Origin of the sequence: Nocardioides insulae DSM 17944 (assembly GCF_000422825.1) — a bacterium.
Lineage (GTDB): Bacteria > Actinomycetota > Actinomycetes > Propionibacteriales > Nocardioidaceae > Nocardioides > Nocardioides insulae.
The window spans coordinates 1-20,637 of record NZ_AUGU01000020.1 but is presented as its reverse complement, the minus strand read 5'-3'; the positions used below and the strand labels follow the sequence as shown (position 1 = coordinate 20,637).

Genomic DNA, 20,637 nt, shown 5'->3' with positions numbered 1-20,637 from the left:
CAGACGCTGACACCAGCCTGAGACCGCGCCGAAAACAACTGCACCGGGTGGGGGCACGAAGGGGGTCGACCAGCAGGGGCGTGGTCACCCGACCCCGAGGTGCTCAGTCCTCCAACGGGTCGGTGGTGAGCAGCCTCAGGAACCTCTCGAGGTCCTCGGTCGGCGCGGAACCGTAGACCAGCACGGTGTCCTCGCCCACCTCGCTGGCATAGGCGTGGTCGCCGCCCTCGTCGGTCCAGGTGCTCCAGCGCCGCGCGACCGCCCCGTCCACCACCAGGTCCTCGCCCTGCTCGGCGTCCTCGTCGACGTGCTCGGCCAGGAGGTCCTCGAGGTCCTCGTCCTCCTGGACCAACCCGACGAAGGCGTCGTCCTCGGTCAGCAGGCCGAGTCCCCAGGAGAAGTCGGAGGCCGCGGTGCCGCGGACGCTGGTCACATCCCAGCCCTCGGGGACCGAGGACGGGTAGACGACGGTGAGCCCGGCGTCCTGGTAGGCCTGCACCAGGCCGGACCACTCGGCGTACGGCACGGGGTCGGGGCGCGAGTCGGGGACCTCCTTGCGGGATTCCTGTGCCACCCAATAGATCAGCACCGCTGCCGTGGTGATGATCATCGCCGCGACGAGGCCGCCGAACGTGCGGGGGTACCGGCGGCGCGGCTGACCGACCGGCTCCTGGCCGGTGGTCGTGGACTCGGTCTCGCTCACTCGACCATCCTCCCAAAGACCCCTACGCCCGCCCGCATCGACCTCACCCGGGGAACCTGCGACGGCTCCCGCAGGTGCGGCGACTTTCTGGACAGAACGGCCGCAGGTGCGACACGATCCGCTCGTGCCCACCTACCGAATCGCCGAGGCGGCCCAGCTCCTCGGTGTCAGCGACGACACAGTCCGCCGCTGGATCGACGCAGGTCGCCTCCCCGCCGCGCACTCCGCTGGGCGACAGGTGATCTCCGGCGCCGACCTCGCTGCCCACGCCCAGGCCCTCGCCGACGGCCCTGACCGGGAGGCCACCCGCGCCGACGCGGTCAGCGCCCGCAACCGGTTCGACGGGCTGGTCACCCGGGTGACCAAGGACCGGGTGATGGCCCAGGTCGAACTGATCTGCGGCCGCTACCGCGTGGTCTCGCTGATGAGTGCGGAGGCCGCCGACGAGCTCGGTCTGGAGCCCGGCGTCCGCGCCATCGCCTCGGTGAAGTCGACCAGCGTCGTGGTGGAGCGGCTGTGAGGGCGCGCACCGCCCCGCGCTCCGCCCGGCACACCTCCCCGCGCGGGGGCCCGGCGCTGGCCGGGCTCGCCGTGCTGGGTGTCCTGGCCACGTCCCTGACCGGGTGCGGTGGCGAGGAGAACGAGGACACCACGCTCACCGTGTTCGCCGCCGCGTCACTGCAGGACACGTTCACCGAGATCGCGGACGAGTTCGAGGCCGAGCACGCCGACGTCGACGTCCGACTCAACTTCGACGGCTCCTCGGGCCTGGCCGAGCAGATCCAGGGAGGGGCTCCGGCCGACGTGTTCGCCTCGGCCGACACCCAGACGATGGACACGCTCGTCGCCGACGACCTGGTGGAGTCCCCCGAGCCCTTCGCCACCAACACCCTCGAGATCGCGGTCCCGCCCGACAACCCCGCCGGCATCGCCACCTTCGCCGACCTCGCCGGCCCCGACGTGCGTCTGGTGATCTGCGCCCCCGAGGTGCCCTGCGGCCACGCCACCGCCCAGGTCGCCAGCGATGCCGGCGTCACCCTCGCCCCGGTCAGCGAGGAGCAATCGGTCACCGACGTCCTCGGCAAGGTGACCACCGGGGAGGCCGACGCCGGCCTCGTCTACGTCACCGACGTGACTGCCGCCGGCGAGGACGTGCAGGGCATCCCCTTCGAGGAGTCGAAGGACGTGGTCAACACCTATCCGATCGCGCCCGTGACCGACTCCGAGCACGGCGACCTGGCGGCCGAGTTCGTCACCATGGTGCGTTCGGACGCCGGTCGACAGGTCCTCACCGAGGCGGGCTTCGGTACGCCGTGAGCATCAGCCTGCCCCGTTGGCTGCTGCTGCCGGCCGGGCTGGCGGCAGCGTACCTCCTCCTGCCACTGGTCGCGATGGTGCTTCGGGTCGACTGGCCGGGCTTCCTCGGTCTGGTCACCAGTCCCTCGGCCCGCGACGCCCTCTGGCTCAGCCTGCGCACCGGCGCGGTCAGCACCCTGGTCTGCGTGCTCCTGGGGGTCCCGCTGGCGACCGTGCTGGCTCGGACCCGTTTCCCCGGCCAGGGCCTGCTCCGGTCGCTGGTGCTCCTCCCCCTGGTGATCCCGCCCGTGGTGGGCGGGATCGCGCTGCTCTACACCTTCGGGCGGCGCGGCCTGCTCGGCGGCACCCTGGAGGCCCTCGGGGTGGAGGTGGCCTTCAGCACGGTGGCCGTGGTGATGGCCCAGGTCTTCGTCGCGATGCCCTTCCTGGTGGTCAGCACCGAGGGCGCGCTGCGCACCGCCGGGGAGCGGTACGAGGTGGTGGCCGCGACCCTGGGCGCCTCACCGTCGACCGTCTTCCGCCGGGTGACGCTGCCGACCGTGCTGCCCGGCCTGCTCAGCGGCACGGTCCTGGCCTTCGCCCGGTCCCTCGGCGAGTTCGGCGCCACCATCACCTTCGCCGGGAGCCTGCAGGGCACCACCGCCACCCTGCCGATCCAGATCTACCTTGAGCGGGTGGACGACCCCGACGCCGCGGTCGCGCTGAGCCTGGTGCTGGTCCTCGTCGCCGTACTGGTGATCGGGCTGACCTGGCAGAACCCCGTCGCCCGGAGACGGCGGGCACCGGCATGACGGGCCTCGACCTGGTCGCGCGCATCCCCGAACGCGACGTCGACCTCACCCTCGGCGTACCCGCCGGCCGGACGCTCGCCCTGCTGGGGCCCAACGGCGCCGGCAAGTCGACCGCGCTCGCCGTGGCCGCCGGGCTGCTGCGCTCGCCCGCCTGCCGGGTCGGCGTCGGCGGGCGTCGGCTGGACGACGTACCCACCCACCACCGCGGGGTCGCGATGCTCTCCCAGGACCCCCTGCTGTTCCCGCACCTCAGCGTGCTCGACAACGTCGCCTTCGCCCCCCGGGCCCAGGGGGTACGACGCAGCGCGGCCCGCGCCGCAGCCTGGCGTTGGCTCGACGAGGTCGGTGTGTCCGGGCTGGCCCAGCGGCGACCGGGAGCGCTCTCCGGAGGACAGTCCCAACGGGTGGCGATCGCCCGGGCGCTGGCGGCCGAGCCGGAGGTGCTGCTGCTGGACGAGCCGATGGCGGCCCTCGACGTCTCGGTGACCCCGGCCCTGCGGCAACTGTTGCGGCGGGTGCTGGCCGAGCGCACCGTCCTGCTGGTGACCCACGACGCGCTGGATGCCGTGCTGCTCGCCGACCGGGTGGCGGTGATCGAGCACGGCCGGGTCGTCGAGGAGGGGCCCACCCAGCAGGTGCTCGAACGGCCCCGCAGCCGGTTCGCCGCCCGGATCGCAGGGCTCAATCTGATCACCGGCCGCTGGCACGGCGGCGCCCTGGAGGGGCACGGCCTGCGAGTGCAGGGCGTCACCGACGGTCTCGCCCTGGCCGAGGGCTCCCCCGCGGTCGCGGTCTTCGCCCCCTCGGCCGTCTCCGTCTTCGGCAACGATCCGGGCGGGAGTCCACGCAACGCCTGGCCGGTGGTGGTCACCGATCTCGAGCCCAGGGAGGACCGGGTGCGAGTGCGCGCGGACACCCGGCTCGGGGAGGAGTCGTTGGCCGCCGATGTGACCCCTGCCGCGGTCGCCGACCTCGGCCTCGAGCCCGGAGTGCGGGTGCGGTTCGCGGTCAAGGCCACCGAGGTGACCGTGCATCCGGCGGGACCCGATCCCGAGCCGCCGGCGAGCCGATAGAGTCGCCCGCATGAGCGCCCACAGCCTGCCCGAGCCCCTGGACGTCGGCCCTGCCGCGCCCGACCGCAACCTCGCGCTGGAGCTCGTCCGGGTCACCGAGGCGGCGGCGATGGCGGCCGCGCGTTGGGTGGGGCGCGGCGACAAGAACGGCGCCGACGGCGTGGCGGTCAACGCCATGCGGGTGATGATCTCCACGGTCGCGATGAACGGCACCGTCGTGATCGGTGAGGGCGAGAAGGACAACGCCCCGATGCTCTACAACGGCGAGAAGGTGGGCGACGGCACCGGGCCCGCGGTCGACGTCGCGGTCGACCCGATCGACGGCACCACCCTGACCGCCAAGGGGATGAGCAACGCCATCGCCGTCCTCGCCGCCACCCCGCGCGGGTCGATGTATGACCCCAGTGCGGTGTTCTACATGGAGAAGCTGGTCACCGGCCCCGACGCCGCGGAGGTCGTCGACATCCGCAAGCCGGTCGCGGAGAACATCGCCCAGGTGGCCAGGGCCAAGGGCGTCAGCAGGAGCGATGTCACGGTCGTCCTGCTCGACCGGCCGCGGCACGCCCAGATCGCCGAGGAGATCCGCGCCACCGGCGCTCGGATCAAGTTCATCACCGACGGCGACGTCGCCGGTGCGATCTCCGCGGCCAGCTACGGCTCCGGGGTCGACCTCCTGCTCGGCGTCGGCGGCACCCCCGAGGGCATCATCGCCGCCTGTGCGATGAAGGCGATCGGCGGCACCATCCAGGGCCGGCTGTGGCCCACCGACGACGACGAGCGCCAGAAGGCCCTCGACGCCGGCCACAACCTCGACCCCGACCATGTGCTCCGCACCAACGACCTGGTCACCGGTGACGACTGCTTCTTCGTGGCCACCGGCATCACCGACGGTGACCTCATGCGCGGCGTCCAGTACCACCGCGGCGGATGCACCACCGACTCGCTGGTGATGCGCTCGCGCAGCGGCACGATCCGCAAGATCACCAGCGAGCACAAGCTCGCCAAGCTCCAGGCCTACGCGGCCATCGACTTCGAGGGGTGAGATGACGGCCGGCCCGCACCAGACGTGCTCCGCGGAGCTGGTCGCGACGGCCGCTCCCGGCATCGAGCTGTGCTACCAGACCTTCGGCGACCCCGGGGGCGAGCCACTGCTGCTCATCATGGGGCTCGGCGGGCCGATGATCTGGTGGGACGACCCCTTCTGTGAGCTGCTCGCGGCTCGCGGGTTCTACGTGATCCGGTTCGACAACCGCGACTGCGGGCGCTCGACCCTGCTCGAGGGCCGGGTCACCCTGGCCCACCTGACCCGGGCGTACGCCGGACTCGGCGGCCGGCCGGCGTACTCCATCCCCGACCTCGCCGCCGACGCTCTCGGTCTGCTCGACCACCTCGGGATCGATTCGGCCCACGTGGTGGGCATGTCGATGGGCGGCATGGTCGCCCAGACCATCGCGATCAGCCGGCCGGACCGGGTGCGGTCGCTGACCAGCATCATGTCGACCACGGGGCGTCGCTCGGTGGGCTGGCAGCATCCGGCCCTGTTCAGCATCCTCCTCACCCGCGTGAACGACCGGGAGGGCTACCTGGCGGCCGGGCAACGTCTGTGGGGGCTGATCGGCTCCCCCGACTACCCCACCCCGGTCTCCGAGCTGCGCGCCCGCGGTCTGGCCACCTGGGAGCGGGGCGTGTGCCGGCCCGGCACCGCCCGGCAGATGCTGGCGATCCTCACCCAGCCCGACCGGACCGAGCAACTCCGGCGGCTGACCACGCCCACGCTGGTCATCCACGGGCTGGCGGACAAGATGGTGCACGTCTCCGGGGGACGCGAGACGGCCCGGCTCGTCCGCGGCTCCGAACTCCTGCTCGTGCCGGGCATGGGTCACGACCTTCCCGCTCCCCTGTGGCCCGCCTTCGTGGCGGCGATCGAGCGCACCGCCCGTCGTGGCGCTCAAGCCCACAGCGCTGCCGGTTCCTGACCCCACCCGGCCGAGGATTACCGTGGTCCCGTGCACGACCACATGGACATGGCCGGTCTTCCTCCGCTGGGCTGGCCCGAGTTCTTCGGTACCTGGAGCCTGCAGCCGGGTTGGCTGATCCCGCTCCTCCTGCTGGGGCTCGCCTACCTCTACGGCCACCGGCGCGCCGATACCACCACCACCGTCGGAGCCTGGCGGGTCGCCTGCTTCCTCGGTGGTCTCGCCCTCACCTGGGTCTGTGTCGCCTCCGCGATCGGCGCCTACGCGATGGCGTTGACCTGGATGCACATGGTGCTCCACCTGATGCTGATCATGGTGGTGCCGGTGCTCCTGGTGCTCGGTCACCCGCTGACGGTGCTGCTGGAGTCGTTCCCCGAGGAGCGCCGCCCGGCCGTACGCCGGGTGCTGCGGTCCTGGCCGGTGACCCTGCTGCTCAACCCGATCACCGGCACCCTGGTCTACTCGGTCGTGATCATCGGCACCCACCTCACCGGGTTCATGGACGAGATGGCGATGAGCCCCGCCCTGATGACCGGTGAGCAGGTCCTCTACATCGTGGCCGGCTACCTGTTCCTGGTGCCGATCATCGGCGAGGAGCCGATCCGCTCCGACCCGCCGTACCTCACCCGGATCTCTCTGCTGGTGCTCGGCATGGTGCCCGACACCATCGTCGGGATCGTGATGCTCCAGACCAACCAGAACCTCTATCCAATGTACACCTCGATGCGTCCTGACTGGGCGCTGGACCCGGTGCGCGACATCCAGACCGCGGGTGCCCTGATGTGGGCCGGCGGCGACGGCGGGATGATGTTCATCGCCGTCGGCCTGGTGATCGCCGTCGTCGTCTCGGAGAAGCGGCGCGCGCGGATGCTCGGCGGCTTCCTCGAGGGTGTACGCCGTCAGACCCTTGTCGACCACGTCGCCGACTCCGGGGCCGCGGCGCCCGAGGCCACCTCCGGCGCCGAGTTCGACACCGACGGCGACGAGGCGCTGGCGGCCTACAACCGGATGCTGGCCCGCCTGAACGAGCAGGAGAAGTAGGTCCCATCCGCCCCTGGCTCCCCACCCGTAGCAGGAGAGCTGTGGACAACGGGCGCTAAGAGGCGCTATCACTGTGAGTGACCGACGCCACTTTTCGGGAGGGGCGATGTCTGTCACCAAACGCCGAGGCCGCCGGCTGGCAACGCTCGCCCTGAGCGGGGTGTTGTGCACAGCCCTGCTCACCGCCTGCGGGGAGGACGGCACCCCCACGCTGACCTGGTACGTCAACCCCGATGGCGTCGACACCCTCACCACGCTGGCCGAAGGGTGCAGCACCGACGACTATCGCATCGAGCTCCAGGAGCTCCCCAGCGGCGCCACCGACCAGCGCACCCAGCTCGCCCGCCGGCTCGCCGCCGAGGACGACTCGCTGGACCTGATGAGCCTCGACCCGGTCTTCATCCCGGAGTTCGCGAGCGCAGGCTGGCTGGCTCCGCTGCCCGAGGAGTTGGCGCAGCAGGCCACCGACGCCGACGTCCTGGAGGGCGCTGCCGCAACCGTGGAGTGGGACGACGAGGTGGTGGCGTTCCCGCAGTGGGCCAACACCCAACTGCTCTGGTACCGACGCTCGCTGGCGGAGGCCGCGGGACTCGACATGAGCAAGCCGGTCACCTGGGAGCAGATCATCTCCGCGGCCAGCGACCAGGGCGGCAGCGTCGGCGTCCAGGCCAACCGCTACGAGGGATACGTCGTGTGGATCAACGCCCTGATCCTCGGCGCGGGCGGCGCCATCGTGGAGAACACGGAGGCGGGCACCGACGCCGAGGTCACCATCGACTCCGACGCCGGTCGCGCCGCCGCGCAGGTCATCGCAGATCTGGCTGCGTCCCCGGCCGCGCAGTCCGACCTCAGCGTCTCCAACGAGGGCACCAGCCTCGGCCTGATGTATCCCGAGGGCGGCCCGGGCGAGTTCATGGTCAACTGGACCTTCATCTACAAGAACTACGAGGGTCTGACGGGTCAGCCCGGCGGCCCCGCCGACCAGGCCGGCTTCGAAGATCTCGGGTGGGCCCGCTACCCCCAGACGGTGGCCGGTCAGGAGTCCGCGCCTCCGATCGGCGGCATCCAGATCGGCGTGGGCGCCTACTCCGAGTATCCCGACTACGCGATGGCCGCGGCCAACTGCGTGACCACCGTGGACGCCCAGGTGCAGTTGGCGGTCAACAACGGCCTGATGCCCTCCCGGGCCTCGGCGTACGACGACCCGGGGCTGCAGGAGGCCTTCCCACCGGACCTGCTCGACCTCTTCCGCACCAGCATCGACACCGCCGGCCCTCGGCCGCAGAGCGCCTACTACAGCAAGATCTCCGGCGCGGTCCAGAGCACCTGGCACCCGGCCGACCAGGTCGACCCGGAGACCACCCCCGGCGACTCCGCCGAGTTCCTCGCCGACGTCCTGGCCGGGGAGGCGCTGCTGTGACCACCACGACCGCTCCCCAGAAGGGCCGTGCTCGGCCGGGCAGTGACCGGTTGGTCGCCGAGAACCGACTGGGCCGTCGGCTGGTGCTGCCGGCCGTGATCGTGATGCTCTTCGTCACGGCATTCCCGATCCTGCGGGCGCTCTACCTCTCCCTGTTCGACTACTGGCTGACCGCCCCCGACGACCGAAAGTTCGTCGGCTTGGACAACTACGTCACCGCGCTCACCGATCCGCTCTTCTGGCAGGCCACCGGCGTCACCGTGTTCATCATGATCGTCACCGTCTCGGTCGAGCTGGTGATCGGCTTCGGCTTCGCGATGGTGATGCACCGACTGGTCTTCGCGCGCGGCGTCATCCGCACCTCGATCCTGATCCCCTACGGCATCATCACGGTGGTCTCGGGCTTCGCCTGGCAGTTCGCCTTCAGCAGCACCAACGGCTTCATCAACGAGTGGCTGCACTGGGTCAGCCTCGGTAACTTCCCGGTCGACTACAACTGGTTCGGCGACACCTGGCCCGCACTGACCGCGATCATGATCTCGGAGATCTGGAAGACCACCCCGTTCATGTCGCTGCTGCTCCTCGCCGGTCTCGCCCAGGTCTCCGAGGACATGATCGAGGCTGCCAAGGTGGACGGCGCCACCTGGTGGCAGCGGCTGTGGAAGGTGATCCTGCCGAACATGCGCGCCGCGATCATGGTCGCCGTCCTCTTCCGTGCCCTGGACGCCTACCGCATCTTCGACAACATCTTCGTGATGACCGCGGGAGCCCAGAACACCGAGTCGATCTCCTTCCTCACCTACCGCCAGGTGATCGAGCAGTTCTCCTTCGGGATGGGCTCGGCATTGTCCGTGCTGCTCTTCCTCTCGGTCCTGCTGGTCGCCTTCATCCTGGTCAAGGCGTTCCGCGTCGACCTGGCCCAAGCACGGCAGGAGAGCTGAGATGAGTCGGTTCTGGCCGCGATTCGGAATGGTCGTCGGGATCATCCTGATCCTGATCTGGTGCCTGCTCCCGGTGGTGTGGATCCTCTCGCTCTCCTTCAAGAGCGAGGACTCGATCATCAACGGCAACCCCGGCTTCCTGCCCTCCGAGGGCACCTTCGCCGGCTGGGACAACTACGTGGGGGTGTGGGAGAACGACCAGTTCCGGCGCGCGATCCTCAACTCGATCGGCATCTCGCTGATCGCCACCGTGCTCTCGGTCGCGCTGGCCACCCTGGCCGCGTACGCCATCGCCCGGCTCGACTTCAAGGGGAAGCGCTGGGTGCTCTCGATCGCGCTGGCGATCGCGATGTTCCCGGTGGTCTCGCTGGTCGGGCCGCTGTTCGACATGTGGCGGGCGTTCGGCCTCTACGACACCTGGCCGGGGCTGATCATCCCCTACATGTCCTTCACGCTTCCGCTGGCGATCTGGACCCTCTCGGCGTTCTTCCGGGAGATCCCGTGGGAGATGGAGCAGGCCGCCCAGGTCGACGGGGCCACCTCCTGGCAGGCGTTCCGCAAGGTGATCGTCCCCCTGGCCGCACCCGGCGTGTTCACCGCCGCGATCCTCACCTTCTTCTTCGCCTGGAACGACTTCGTCTTCGGCATCTCCCTGACCTCGACCGAGGCGGCCCGCCCGATCCCGGCCTCGCTGTCGTTCTTCGTCGGCTCGGACCCGTTCAACCGGCCGGCCAGCCTGCTCGCCGCGGGCGCCGTCCTGGCGACCATTCCGGTCGTCGTCATCGTCCTGCTGTTCCAGCGCAAGATCGTCGCCGGTCTCACCTCCGGCGCGGTGAAGGGGTAGGGGTGGTCCGCGCATGGCGTCCATCAGCATGAACAACATCGTCAAGCGGTACGGCGACGGCTTCCCCGCCGTCAACGACGTGAGCGTCGAGGTCGCCGACGGCGAGTTCATGATCCTCGTCGGCCCCTCCGGGTGCGGCAAGTCCACGCTGCTACGGATGATCGTGGGCTTGGAGGACATCACCTCCGGCGACATGCTCATCGGAGAACGCCGGGTCAACGACCTGGCCCCGCGCGATCGCAACCTCGCGATGGTCTTCCAGAACTATGCGCTCTACCCGCACCTGACCGTCTTCGAGAACATCGCCTTCCCGCTCCGGCTCGCGGGGGCCAGCCACGACGAGGTCGACACGAAGGTGCGCGAGGCGGCCCAGACCCTGGAGCTCACCGAGCATCTGGACCGCAAGCCCGGCAACCTCTCCGGCGGCCAACGGCAGCGGGTCGCGATGGGCCGCGCGATCGTCCGCGACGCCGACGCGTTCCTGTTCGACGAGCCGCTCTCCAACCTCGACGCCAAGCTGCGCGGGCAGATGCGCACCGAGATCTCCCGGCTGCAGAAGAGGCTGGGGATCACCACCGTCTACGTCACCCACGACCAGACCGAGGCGATGACCCTGGGCGACCGGGTCGCCGTACTCAAGCGCGGTGAGCTCCAGCAGCTGGCCACCCCGCGGGAGCTCTACGACAACCCCGGCAACCTGTTCGTCGCCGGGTTCATCGGGTCACCACCGATGAACTTCCTCCCCGGCGAGGTCGAGGGGGACCAGCTGAAGCTGCCCTTCGGCAGCGTCACCCTGCCCGAGGAGAAGGCCGCCGCGGCGGCGGGCAAGGGGCTGCTGATCGCAGGCATCCGGCCCGAGCACTTCGCCGAGGCCGGCTCGGGCGATCGGGGCGAGGATGCGGGCAACACCTTCCAGGCCCGGATCGACGTCGTCGAGTGGCTGGGCAACGAGACCTACGCCTACGTCCCGTTCGAGGCGCCCCCGGAGGTGCAGGCCCAGCTCACCCAGCTCGAGAAGGACCTCGACGGCGAGACCATCCGCACCCAGCTGATCATCACCCTCGAGGGCGGCTCGACGGTCCAGGAGGGCGATGAGGCCACCGTCTGGGTGGACGCTGCCAGGTTCCACCTCTTCGACCCGGAGACCGGCGACAACCTCACCGTCGACCCGGAGCACGCCGGCCGGATCCTCGGACGCGACTGACCCTGACCGCGCAGTCAGGGATCGGGCTCAGGGATCGGGCTCAGGGCAACTTCCTGCGGCGCGGCTCCCCCGGCATCCTCTTGCGGGTGACGGTCACACCCCCGAGCAGCGCGAATCCCCGCACCCGTACGACGGGTGAGTCGGCGCTCAGTTCCGCCGGCACCCGATCCCGGGCCTGTTCGAAGCCGCCCAGGATGCCGCTGCCCTCCATGACGACGTGGGTGTGGGCGTTGACCGTGATCTCGACGCCCCCCAGGACCGCGTTGGCGGTGATCACGATCTCGCGGGCGGCGAACTGGGCCTCCCGAAGGTCCAGGTCGACCCCGCCGAGGATCGCGGTCGCGGTGTGGGTCTGGCCGATCTGCCAGACCCCCCGGCGGTTCACTCCGGACAGCAGGGCCAGGCTGGTCTCGACCGGTTCGACCCCGCCCGGCGGCACCACCTGCGAGGTCGGGGACGTGGCCGGCGCGATCGGCGCCTGGTCGGGAAGCGCGAGGTCCGCGGTGATCGGGACCAGGTCGGCGTAGGTCCGGGCCCGGTAGGTCGCCTCCAGCCGCTCATCCAACTCGTCGACCTCCAGCCGCCCCTGGCCGGCGGCTTCACGAAGGAACTCGGCGACGCGATGCCGCTCGGCGTCACCGATCCTGAGCTCCGGTTGCCGCTCCATCTCTCCCATGTGCCCAGCCTAGTGAGGACAGCAGCGACACTCACCAGCAGTCGCCGCCGAGAGGTCAGTCCCTGCGCCGGCCCCACGGCCAGCGACGCGGGCGCGGCATCGCCTTGCGGACCACGTCGACGGTCCCCATCACGGCGTACCCGGTCAGACGCACCACGGGTGAGTCCGGACCGATCTCCGGCGGCACCTCGTCGCGTTGCTGTGCGAACTCCCCCGCAGCCTTCACGCCGTCCATGACGACGTGCGTCGCGGCATTGACGACGATATGGACGGTGCCCATGAACGCCACGCAGTACACCTCGGTCTGCCGCGAGGTGAACCGCACCTGTCGCAGATCGAGCTCGACACTCGCCAGCACGCTGGTGGCCTGGTGGCGCGCGCCGATCTCCCACACCCCGCGGCGGGCCTCGCCGGAGAAGACCGAGGTGGTCTTGTCGTGATGCATCACCGGCACCGGTACGCCGCCACCGGGGACGCCCGTCGGCCCGACCACCGGCCCGGCGGCCGGTCCCATCCCGGGCGACCAGACCGGCGGCGGTCCGGCGGACGCCTGGCCGCCGGACCCTGGCGGTCGCGGCTGCCAGGGCAGGTCGGCGGTGAGCGGGGCGAGGTCGGCGTACGTCTTGGCCCGGTAGACCCGCTCGAGCCGCTGGTCCAACTCCTCCAGGTCGATCCGCCCCTCCCCTGCCGCCTCGCGCAGACGCTCGGCCACGTGATGCCGATCGGCGTCCGAGGCCCGCAGCCTGCTCGGATCGGACGGTGAGGACATGTCGACAGACTAGCCAGCCACTCCCTCTCGACCGTTGACTTGGCCCGGACCGCCCTGTTGGGTCTCCCGGACATCTCCTCCCGCAGGCTCCGGCTCAACGGCCCACCACGCCCGACGCGACCCACAGCGGGCGCGTCGGGCGTGTGGTCCAGTCCGACGGACCTCGGTGGCGCCACGACAGCGCCCAGGACTCACCCGCCGACCAGGTCGGCAGCCCTCTCCAGCAGGCGGTCCTCCTCCTGCCTGGTGAGCGGGACCTCGAGCTCATGCAGCCAGGTGCGGAGTTCACCGGGCTCCAGCGGGCGGTGCTCGGTGGGCTCGCTCGGGCGGCGGACGGTCACGGTCTCGTGGGTGACGGTGACGTGTCGGCCGGGCAGATGCCGGCAGACCATCAGCCCGTGCCGGAAGTGTGAGGCCGGGAAGGTGCTGGTGAAGTGGTGGCCCATGATCACGTCGACCGGGCGGACCGGGAGTTCGTCGGTGGTGTGCCCGACCTCCCATCCGCCGTCCCGCTCCCGCTCGAGCACCCAGGTGCCCTCCTCCGCGCGCACCCGGTAGCGCCATCCCAGGTAGTCGTCGGCGGCGCCGTCGCGAAGCTGGATCGACCGGAGCCGACTCATCCCGAAACCCGGGTCGCACAGCCGCCGTTCGCCGTCCAGACGCACCTCGAGGACCATGTGGGTCCGACCCGAGGCCGAGGGGTCGCCGACCCGCCCGAGACGGCGGCGTACGTCGTAGCCGAGCCGCTCCAGCGCCGCCGCGAAGATGGTGGAGTGCTCGAAGCAGTAGCCGCCGCGGCCACCTCGGACGAACTTCTCCTGCACCGCGTCCAGCCCCACCCCGGGATGCTGGTCCAGGAGGACGTCGATGTTGTCGAAGGTGAAGGTGCGCACGTGCGCCTCGTGCAGCTCGTCGAGCGCGCCCACGCTCGGCGTCCGTGCCGGGAGTCCGAGCCGGCCGAGATAGCCCTCGAGGTCGAGTCGTGCGATATGCCAGGGGTCACTGGTCATGACGTCCCAAGCCCGCCGGAGGACGTTTTCTTCCGTCGGCCGATGTTCCTCGCGCCGGCCAGGTCGCTCAGGACCGCTGGGCCGAGTCGCCGCTCCACCGGGCGATGTCCTCGTCGGTGACCTCCACCGGGCCGGTGGTCGGCTGGGTGATGCGGATGTGGTTGCCGAACGGGTCCCGGAGCGCGCAGTCGATGCCGTAGGGCTGCTCGGTCGGTTCCTCGGTGAACTCGACGCCCTTGGCCCGCAGCTCCTCGAAGGTACGGCGGCAGTCGTCGGTGTTGAGGATGCAGGCGACGCCGAGGGCGCCCTTGGTGAGCAGATCCCGCAACTGCGCGCCGGTCTCCTCACTGTGCGAGGGCGGGCCGGGCACCTCCAGCAGCAGGTGTCGGTCGGGGTCGGCCGGGAGGGACACGGTGAGCCACCGCATGAAGCCCATGTCGACGTCGTCACCGACCTGGAAGCCGAGCTTGCCGACGTAGAAGTCGAGGGCCTCGTCCTGGTCGAGGACGTGCACGGAGCTGATCGTGATCTTGGAGAACATGGCTGTCACGCTACGGCGTGCCGCACCGCTCCCACTTCTCCGAAACTGCTCACCCCGCCGGGCGGGTCCAGGCCTTGGTGAAGCACACCGCGGCCGGGACGGCGACCGCTCGCTGGCGGTAGGCCCTCGGCGAGGTGCCGACCACGGCCCGGAACGTCCGGCTGAAGGTGCCCAGGCTCCCGAAGCCCACGGCCCAGGCGATCTCGGTGACCGACGTGTCGGTGTCGCGCAGCATCGCCATCGCGCGTTCGATCCGCCGGCGCTGCAGATAGCGGTGCGGCGTCTCGCCGAAGGTCTGCTTGAAGATCCTGGCGAAGTGCGCCGGGGAGACGTGCGCGGCCCCCGCGAGGGTCGGTACGTCGAGCGGGCGGGCGAACTCGCGGTCCATCAGGTCCCGCGCGCGAAGGAGGTCGCGGTTCTGCCGCTCGCGCGGACTCATCGCCCTGCTGGAGGTGGGCACCCGGCGAGCCTACGCCGTCCCGTTGTCTCGCCAGAGCCCGCCGTTTCGGGGACGCGCGGGCGGCGGGCGTATTCTCGGGAGCCGTGGCTGAACCAGAGTTCCGGTATTCCGACCTGCTTCCCCTCGGTGAGGACGACACTCCCTACCGCCTGATCACCAAGGAGGGGGTGTCCACGTTCGAGGTCGACGGGCAGACCTTCTTGAAGGTCGAGCCCGAGGCGATCCGCCGGCTCGCCGCCGAGGCGATGAAGGACATCAACCAGTATCTCCGCCCGGCGCATCTCGCCCAGCTGCGAAGGATCATCGACGACCCCGAGGCGTCCGGCAACGACCGTTTCGTCGCCCTCGACCTGCTCAAGAACGTCAACATCTCCGCCGGCGGCATCCTGCCGATGTGCCAGGACACCGGCACCGCGATCGTGATGGGCAAGAAGTCCGAGGGCGTCCTGACCGGTGCCGACGACGGCGAGACCATCTCGCGCGGCGTCTACGACGCCTACACCAAGCTCAACCTGCGCTACTCGCAGATGGCTCCGCTGACCACCTACGAGGAGAAGAACACCGGCAGCAACCTGCCGGCCCAGGTCGAGATCTACTCCACTCCCCAGACGAGCGGGAAGCCGGAGTACAAGTTCCTCTTCATGGCCAAGGGCGGCGGCTCGGCCAACAAGTCCTTCCTGTTCCAGGAGACCAAGGCGATCCTCAACCCGCAGCGGATCCTGCCCTACCTCGACGAGAAGATCCGCTCGCTCGGCACGGCCGCGTGCCCGCCGTACCACCTCGCCATCGTGATCGGCGGTACGTCGGCGGAGTTCGCGCTCAAGACCGCCAAGTACGCCTCCGCCCACTACCTCGACTCGCTGCCCACCGAGGGCTCGATGTCCGCGCACGGGTTCCGTGACGTGGAGTTGGAGGAGAAGGTCTTCGAGCTCACCCAGAGCTTCGGGATCGGCGCCCAGTTCGGTGGCAAGTACTTCTGCCACGACGTCCGGGTCGTCCGGCTGCCCCGGCACGGCGCCTCCTGCCCGGTGGCGATCGCCGTCTCGTGTTCGGCCGACCGGCAGGCGCTCGGCAAGATCACCCCCGAGGGTGTCTTCATCGAGCAGTTGGAGACAGACCCGGCCCACTACATGCCCGACGCCGGTGTCGCCGAGGACATCGCCGCCGGCGAGGTGGTCGAGGTCGACCTCAACCAGCCGATGGAGGAGATCCTCGAGCTCCTCTCCCAGTACCCGGTGAAGACCCGCCTCTCCCTGTCCGGTCCGCTCGTCGTCGCTCGCGACATCGCGCACGCCAAGATCAAGGAGCGCCTGGACGCCGGCGACGAGATGCCGCAGTACCTCAAGGACCACCCGGTCTACTACGCCGGACCGGCCAAGACTCCCGATGGCATGGCCTCGGGCTCCTTCGGGCCCACGACCGCCGGCCGGATGGACTCCTACGTCGAGCAGTTCCAGGCCGCCGGCGGCTCCAAGGTGATGCTGGCCAAGGGCAACCGTTCCAAGGTCGTGACCGAGGCCTGCGACGCCCACGGCGGCTTCTACCTCGGCTCCATCGGCGGCCCCGCCGCACGCCTCGCCCAGGACTGCATCAAGTCGGTCGAGGTGCTGGAGTACCCCGAGCTGGGCATGGAGGCGATCTGGAAGATCGAGGTCGAGGACTTCCCGGCCTTCATCGTCGTCGACGACAAGGGCAACGACTTCTTCACCGATCCCTCCGGCACCACCACCATCCCGCTGACCGGCATCCGGGTGCGCTCCAAGGAGCGCTGAGCCCAGCGGCTCGCCAACCTCGGCCGGCGTCGTACCTCACGACGCCGGCCGAGTCCGTCCCGACCCGCCAGCCACCGGCGGCGGGTCACAGCGCCACTCGGTGCTCCTCCCGAGCCTGGGCCAACATCTGATCCACCGCCGCCTTGGCTGCGGCGAGGTCCAGCGAGTCCATCACCGGCGTCCGCGGGGGCGGGATCTCGGGCAGGTGCATGTGCGGTGTCGGCACCGTCTCCAGCGCGGGCGGCTCAGCGCCTCGGTCCTGCTCGGCCGCCGGGCCGGTCTCGTGGGTGGCGGACAACGCCCCTGAGACGGCGTCCTTGCTGAAGGCCCCGGTGACCGTGCGCATCGCCTCGGTGAGCTCGCCCGGGATCACCCAGAACGTGTTGCCGCTGCGGGCCAGCTGCGGGAGCATCTCGAGGTACTTGTAGGCGAGCACCTTCGGGTCCGCGTCGTTGCGATGCACCGCCTGGAAGACCTGTTCGAGGGCCCGGGACTCGCCCTCGGCCTCCAGCACCTGCGCCTGCCGCGACCCCTCGGCGGTGAGGATCCGGGCCTGCCGCTCCCCCTCCGCGGTCAGGATCCGCGCCTGCCGGTCACCCTCGGCGTGCAGGATCGCGGCACGCTTGTCGCGCTCGGCCCGCATCTGCTTCTCCATCGCCTCCTTGATGCTGACCGGCGGATCGATCGCCTTGATCTCCACCCGGTTGACTCGGATGCCCCAGCGCCCGGTGGCCTCGTCCAGCACCTCCCGAAGACGGGCGTTGATCACCTCGCGCGAGGTCAGGGTCTTCTCCAGGTCCATCGAGCCGATCAGGTTGCGCAGGGTGGTGACGGTGAGCTGGTCGATCGCCTGCAGGTAGTCGGCGATCTCGTACGCCGCCGCACGGGGATCGGTGATCTGGTAGTAGAGGACCGTGTCGATGTTGACCACCAGGTTGTCCTCGGTGATCACCGGCCGCGGGTTGGAGGAGTAGACCTGCTCGCGGACGTCCAGCTTGGTGTTGACCCGGTCGACCAGCGGCACGATGAAGTGCAGCCCCGGCTGCAGGGTCGTGCGATAGCGGCCGAACCGCTCGATGTTGAACCGTCGCGCCTGCGGCACGATCCGCACCGTCGAGGCCACCACGAACACCATCAACAGGGCCAGGATCACGATGGGCACCAGTAGGGACATGCCTGCTCCTCTCCGGGTCGGGCGACCCGCTCACCGATCAGGGGTTGAGACCGGGCTGCTCCGGCGGCGGATCCGCGGGCGGTGAGAGCGACTCGCCCCACCCGACGCCGGGTCCGCCCAACGCCGCGTCGCGCGGATGTACGAGCGCGGTCGCGCCGTCTATCTGGAGGACGTCGACCCTGGCCCCCACCGGGATGACCAGACCGTCGACGTACGGCCGGGCGGACCAATCCTCGCCGGCCAGGTGCACCACCCCGTGGGAGAAGCCGACCTCGCTGACCACGAACGCCTCCCGGCCCACCAGGGCGTCACTGCCCTCCTTCGTCAGCGGCGGCACCTGGAGATGGCGACGAGCGATCGGCCGCACGGCGAGCAGCCCCACTCCACCGGTCACCGCGAAGGTGGCGACCTGCACCAGCACCGGAGCGCCCAGACCCGCCGAGACCGCAGCTGCCACCGCAGCCACGGCCAAGAGGCCGAAGCCGAGGGTCAACGTATAGGCCTCCGCGATACCGAGAACCACGGCGGCGATGAGCCAGTACAACCACCACATAGGACCACCCGCTCGGAGTGAGCTCCATCATAGACCGGTCACCTGACCCGCGACCTGCTCTGAGAACGACCCCGCCCCCGGCCTGACGAGCAGGTCGGGGGCGAGCGATGGGACGGCGGTGGGTCAGACGACCTGGTGCAACCAGCGCACCGGTGCGCCCTCACCGGCGTACCGGAAGGTCTCGAGCTCGTCGTCCCAGGGCTTGCCGAGGAGCTTGTCGATCTCCATCTCGATGGTGACCTCACCCAGGGCCGACTTCACCACTGCGGCCTTGAGTCGATCCTCGGGGATCATGATGTCACCGTGCAGCCCGGTCACGGCATGGAAGATGCCGAGTTCCGGGGTGTAGGAGTAGCGCTCCCCCTCCGAACCCGAGGTGGGCTCTTCGGTGATCTCGAAGCGCAGATGGTTCCAGCCCTTGAGCGCCGAGGCGATCGAGGCAGCCGAACCCACCGCACCGACCCAGGAGAGTTCAGCGCGATAGGTGCCTGCCTGCGCGGGCTGGGGTGTCCAATCCAGGTGGACAGCAGCACCCAGGACACCGCCGACGGCCCACTCCACGTGCGGACACAGCGCGGAGGGCGCTGAGTGCACGTAGAGCACGCCCCTCGTCGCTGTGCGGGAGCTACTACCCGTGCCGGATCGGCCAGGGATGTTGTGTGCGGTCACCGTGGTCTCCTTCGTCTCGGCGTGAGCGACGCCTTCCCCAGCGATCTCAACCCGGACAGAAGTGATTCCTCGATGAAACAACACGGATGTAGTTGTGGGGCCATTGTGACCGATGAGGCCCAGATACTCCAGTCGACCGACCAGATGTGACACCCGCCGCAGCAGCGGGACGGCTCAGACGTCCATCTCCCGCTCGAGCTCGGCCGCCCTCGACTCCGCGTCGGTGATCTGGTCCGAGTCGATGGCGTGGGTGCGGTGGAACCAGGTCAACGCCTCGGTGGGCCTGCCGGCGGCGACCAGGGTGTCGGCGTACGCGTAGCGCAGTCGCACCACCCAGGCCGCCCGGCTCTTGTGCTGCAGCGGGGCCAGCTCGAGCGTACGCAGCGCTGCGTCCAGCTGGCCGAGGTCGCGGCGCGCGCCGGCCTCGACGATGGTCATCTCCGCCTTCGCCTCCGGCACGAAGTTGCGCACCGAGGGGTTCTGGGCCAACCGGATGGCCTGCTCGGGCTGGCCGAGGGCACGATGACAGTCGGCCATGATGGGGATGTACGCCGTGGCGCCGTTCATCCTCTTCGCCGCCCGCAGCTCTGAGAGCGCTTCGGCATAGTGACCGGCGGCGTAGGCGGCCTCGCCCAGCGCCTCCCGCACCACCGCGATCCGCTGCGCCCGGTTCTTGGCCGCCTTCGCATGCTGGTAGGCCAGCTCGGGGTCCTCGTCGATCAGCAGACCGGCGGCGACCAGATGGCGCGCGATCCGGGAGGCAAGCTTCTCCGGCAGGCCCTTCAGCTGTTGCGCGATGTTGCGGTCCAGCTCCTGACCGGTGATGTCCTCGGGCAGGTCCGGACCGTCGTAGGCCTTCTGGTCCGCCGTACGCTCGGCCCGCTCGTAGCGCTGCTCCCCTCGGGAGTCACGGCCAGAGCCCGGCCGGCGGTCCTGGGAGCGCCCCTGGGCGGAGTGACCGCCCCGGCTCCCCTGGGCTCCGGACTTGCCCGACCCCTTCGGAGCACCGGAGGTCGCGCCGGGCTTGTCGTACCGCTTGGGGCGCTCGGAGTCGGCCCCGGACTTGCCGTACCGCTGAGATCCGCCGGTGGAGGAGGAGTCGGGCTTGCCGTACCGCTTGGAGCCCTCCGAGTCACCCCCGGACTTGCCGTACCGCTGAGATCCGCCGGTGGAGGAGGAGTCGGGCTTGCCGTACCGCTTGGAGCCCTCCGAGTCACCCCCGGACTTGCCGTACCGCTGAGATCCGCCGGTGGAGGAGGAGCCAGGCTTGCCGTACCGCTTTGGGGCATCGCCCGAACCGGACCGCCTCGAGGAGGAGGCGTCGCGGGAGGACTGTCCGCGCCCGCCCTCCGGGCGTCCCGCGGAAGAGCGTCCTGGCTTCGAGGGACGCGAGCCGCCCCGGCCCGCTCCCGAGCCCTGTGAACGACCACTCCGCTGACCTTCAGCCATCACTCTCATCCTCACCGAGGTGCCACGTGGCACATCACTTACGCACTACGACCCACAACGCAGTGTAGGGGCCACCCCAACGGGTGGCCCCTACACGCTCAATAATTGTCCGGCGGCGTCCTACTCTCCCACAACCTCTCGGTTGCAGTACCATCGGCGCTGAAAGGCTTAACTTCCGGGTTCGGGATGGGACCGGGTGTTTCCCTCTCGCCATGACCGCCGTAACTCTACCCAACCCCTACCACACAACCAGT

Annotated in this window: 22 protein-coding genes and 1 rRNA gene; 12 read left to right on the top strand and 11 right to left on the bottom strand. The window is 70.1% G+C overall.

Translation table 11 applies throughout. The features are described 5' to 3' along the window. Positions 1–103: 103 nt before the first annotated feature. Positions 104–703, bottom strand: coding sequence for a DUF4245 family protein (locus G515_RS0109940; protein ID WP_028660015.1), 600 nt, complete (start codon positions 701–703; stop codon positions 104–106). 124 nt (positions 704–827) lie between these two features. Between G515_RS0109940 and G515_RS0109935 the strand changes: the two genes are divergently transcribed. From G515_RS0109935 to G515_RS20660, 11 genes are all read left to right on the top strand, one after another. Then, complete coding sequence (locus tag G515_RS0109935) at positions 828–1,223, top strand: TOBE domain-containing protein (RefSeq protein ID WP_028660014.1); 396 nt, start codon at positions 828–830, stop codon at positions 1,221–1,223. After that, complete coding sequence (gene modA / locus G515_RS0109930) at positions 1,220–2,020, top strand: molybdate ABC transporter substrate-binding protein (protein ID WP_084653426.1); 801 nt, start codon at positions 1,220–1,222, stop codon at positions 2,018–2,020. Before G515_RS0109935 ends, modA begins: the two co-directional genes overlap by 4 nt. Continuing rightward, positions 2,017–2,811, top strand: a complete 795-nt coding sequence (locus tag G515_RS20665; protein ID WP_245565331.1) for an ABC transporter permease — start codon at positions 2,017–2,019, stop codon at positions 2,809–2,811. The genes modA and G515_RS20665 overlap by 4 nt, the downstream gene beginning before the upstream one ends. Beyond that, the gene (locus G515_RS0109920; protein WP_028660012.1) at positions 2,808–3,884 is read left to right on the top strand and encodes a sulfate/molybdate ABC transporter ATP-binding protein; all 1,077 of its coding nucleotides are present in this window, start codon (positions 2,808–2,810) and stop codon (positions 3,882–3,884) included. Before G515_RS20665 ends, G515_RS0109920 begins: the two co-directional genes overlap by 4 nt. Before the next feature lie 10 nt (positions 3,885–3,894). After that, positions 3,895–4,926 (top strand): class II fructose-bisphosphatase, encoded by a 1,032-nt coding sequence (gene glpX / locus G515_RS0109915; protein WP_028660011.1) that lies wholly within the window; start codon positions 3,895–3,897, stop codon positions 4,924–4,926. A 1-nt stretch (position 4,927) separates the two neighbouring features. Further along, positions 4,928–5,860 carry an alpha/beta fold hydrolase gene (locus G515_RS0109910; protein ID WP_036555303.1) on the top strand — a complete coding sequence of 311 codons (933 nt, stop codon included), beginning with the start codon at positions 4,928–4,930 and terminating at the stop codon, positions 5,858–5,860. Positions 5,861–5,890: 30 nt separating this feature from the next. Beyond that, a complete protein-coding gene (locus G515_RS0109905; protein ID WP_028660009.1) occupies positions 5,891–6,901 on the top strand; it encodes a cytochrome c oxidase assembly protein in 1,011 nt (336 codons plus the stop codon). Positions 6,902–7,007: 106 nt separating this feature from the next. Further along, positions 7,008–8,321 carry an extracellular solute-binding protein gene (locus tag G515_RS0109900; protein WP_036555300.1) on the top strand — a complete coding sequence of 438 codons (1,314 nt, stop codon included), beginning with the start codon at positions 7,008–7,010 and terminating at the stop codon, positions 8,319–8,321. Further along, positions 8,318–9,262, top strand: coding sequence for a carbohydrate ABC transporter permease (locus tag G515_RS0109895; protein WP_028660007.1), 945 nt, complete (start codon positions 8,318–8,320; stop codon positions 9,260–9,262). Before G515_RS0109900 ends, G515_RS0109895 begins: the two co-directional genes overlap by 4 nt. A 1-nt stretch (position 9,263) precedes the next feature. Continuing rightward, entirely contained in the window at positions 9,264–10,106 is an 843-nt protein-coding gene (locus G515_RS0109890) for a carbohydrate ABC transporter permease (RefSeq protein ID WP_028660006.1), read from the top strand. Between the two features lie 13 nt (positions 10,107–10,119). Beyond that, complete coding sequence (locus tag G515_RS20660) at positions 10,120–11,310, top strand: ABC transporter ATP-binding protein (protein WP_051218158.1); 1,191 nt, start codon at positions 10,120–10,122, stop codon at positions 11,308–11,310. A 40-nt stretch (positions 11,311–11,350) separates the two neighbouring features. On the opposite strand, the gene G515_RS20655 is transcribed toward G515_RS20660, so the two are convergent. The 5 genes from G515_RS20655 to G515_RS0109860 all read right to left on the bottom strand — a co-directional run bounded on the left by G515_RS20655 (position 11,351) and on the right by G515_RS0109860 (position 14,766). Beyond that, positions 11,351–11,986 carry a DUF1707 SHOCT-like domain-containing protein gene (locus tag G515_RS20655; RefSeq protein WP_036555297.1) on the bottom strand — a complete coding sequence of 212 codons (636 nt, stop codon included), beginning with the start codon at positions 11,984–11,986 and terminating at the stop codon, positions 11,351–11,353. Between the two features lie 55 nt (positions 11,987–12,041). Continuing rightward, positions 12,042–12,755, bottom strand: coding sequence for a DUF1707 SHOCT-like domain-containing protein (locus G515_RS20650; protein WP_036555295.1), 714 nt, complete (start codon positions 12,753–12,755; stop codon positions 12,042–12,044). 191 nt (positions 12,756–12,946) lie between these two features. Continuing rightward, positions 12,947–13,765, bottom strand: coding sequence for an arylamine N-acetyltransferase family protein (locus G515_RS0109870; RefSeq protein ID WP_028660005.1), 819 nt, complete (start codon positions 13,763–13,765; stop codon positions 12,947–12,949). 67 nt (positions 13,766–13,832) lie between these two features. After that, on the bottom strand, positions 13,833–14,306 hold the full coding sequence (locus G515_RS0109865; RefSeq protein ID WP_028660004.1) for a VOC family protein: 474 nt from the start codon (positions 14,304–14,306) through the stop codon (positions 13,833–13,835). Between the two features lie 49 nt (positions 14,307–14,355). Then, a complete protein-coding gene (locus tag G515_RS0109860; RefSeq protein ID WP_157571070.1) occupies positions 14,356–14,766 on the bottom strand; it encodes a helix-turn-helix domain-containing protein in 411 nt (136 codons plus the stop codon). 83 nt (positions 14,767–14,849) lie between these two features. Between G515_RS0109860 and G515_RS0109855 the strand changes: the two genes are divergently transcribed. Further along, on the top strand, positions 14,850–16,538 hold the full coding sequence (locus G515_RS0109855; protein ID WP_028660002.1) for a fumarate hydratase: 1,689 nt from the start codon (positions 14,850–14,852) through the stop codon (positions 16,536–16,538). Positions 16,539–16,623: 85 nt separating this feature from the next. On the opposite strand, the gene G515_RS0109850 is transcribed toward G515_RS0109855, so the two are convergent. From G515_RS0109850 to rrf, 5 genes are all read right to left on the bottom strand, one after another. After that, positions 16,624–17,712, bottom strand: coding sequence for an SPFH domain-containing protein (locus tag G515_RS0109850; protein WP_028660001.1), 1,089 nt, complete (start codon positions 17,710–17,712; stop codon positions 16,624–16,626). Between the two features lie 37 nt (positions 17,713–17,749). Beyond that, the gene (locus G515_RS20645) at positions 17,750–18,265 is read right to left on the bottom strand and encodes an NfeD family protein (protein ID WP_084653423.1); all 516 of its coding nucleotides are present in this window, start codon (positions 18,263–18,265) and stop codon (positions 17,750–17,752) included. Between the two features lie 123 nt (positions 18,266–18,388). After that, positions 18,389–18,868, bottom strand: a complete 480-nt coding sequence (locus G515_RS0109840) for a DUF3145 domain-containing protein (protein ID WP_028660000.1) — start codon at positions 18,866–18,868, stop codon at positions 18,389–18,391. A 240-nt stretch (positions 18,869–19,108) separates the two neighbouring features. Further along, positions 19,109–20,383, bottom strand: a complete 1,275-nt coding sequence (locus G515_RS0109835; protein WP_028659999.1) for a tetratricopeptide repeat protein — start codon at positions 20,381–20,383, stop codon at positions 19,109–19,111. A gap of 107 nt (positions 20,384–20,490) precedes the next feature. Beyond that, positions 20,491–20,607 (bottom strand): 5S ribosomal RNA (rrf, locus tag G515_RS0109830). Between the last annotated feature and the right edge of the window lie 30 nt (positions 20,608–20,637).

What these genes read in the sequence shown, in the direction of transcription:
- G515_RS20645 (WP_084653423.1), bottom strand. Translation starts at nt 18,265, where the DNA reads ATGTGGTGGTTGTACTGGCTCATCGCCGCCGTGGTTCTCGGTATCGCG.
- G515_RS0109870 (WP_028660005.1), bottom strand. Translation starts at nt 13,765, where the DNA reads ATGACCAGTGACCCCTGGCATATCGCACGACTCGACCTCGAGGGCTAT.
- G515_RS0109920 (WP_028660012.1), top strand. Translation starts at nt 2,808, where the DNA reads ATGACGGGCCTCGACCTGGTCGCGCGCATCCCCGAACGCGACGTCGAC.
- G515_RS0109850 (WP_028660001.1), bottom strand. Translation starts at nt 17,712, where the DNA reads ATGTCCCTACTGGTGCCCATCGTGATCCTGGCCCTGTTGATGGTGTTC.
- glpX (WP_028660011.1), top strand. Translation starts at nt 3,895, where the DNA reads ATGAGCGCCCACAGCCTGCCCGAGCCCCTGGACGTCGGCCCTGCCGCG.
- G515_RS0109865 (WP_028660004.1), bottom strand. Translation starts at nt 14,306, where the DNA reads ATGTTCTCCAAGATCACGATCAGCTCCGTGCACGTCCTCGACCAGGAC.
- G515_RS20660 (WP_051218158.1), top strand. Translation starts at nt 10,120, where the DNA reads ATGGCGTCCATCAGCATGAACAACATCGTCAAGCGGTACGGCGACGGC.
- G515_RS20655 (WP_036555297.1), bottom strand. Translation starts at nt 11,986, where the DNA reads ATGGGAGAGATGGAGCGGCAACCGGAGCTCAGGATCGGTGACGCCGAG.
- G515_RS0109900 (WP_036555300.1), top strand. Translation starts at nt 7,008, where the DNA reads ATGTCTGTCACCAAACGCCGAGGCCGCCGGCTGGCAACGCTCGCCCTG.
- G515_RS0109910 (WP_036555303.1), top strand. Translation starts at nt 4,928, where the DNA reads ATGACGGCCGGCCCGCACCAGACGTGCTCCGCGGAGCTGGTCGCGACG.
- G515_RS0109890 (WP_028660006.1), top strand. Translation starts at nt 9,264, where the DNA reads ATGAGTCGGTTCTGGCCGCGATTCGGAATGGTCGTCGGGATCATCCTG.
- G515_RS0109835 (WP_028659999.1), bottom strand. Translation starts at nt 20,383, where the DNA reads ATGGCTGAAGGTCAGCGGAGTGGTCGTTCACAGGGCTCGGGAGCGGGC.
- G515_RS20650 (WP_036555295.1), bottom strand. Translation starts at nt 12,755, where the DNA reads ATGTCCTCACCGTCCGATCCGAGCAGGCTGCGGGCCTCGGACGCCGAT.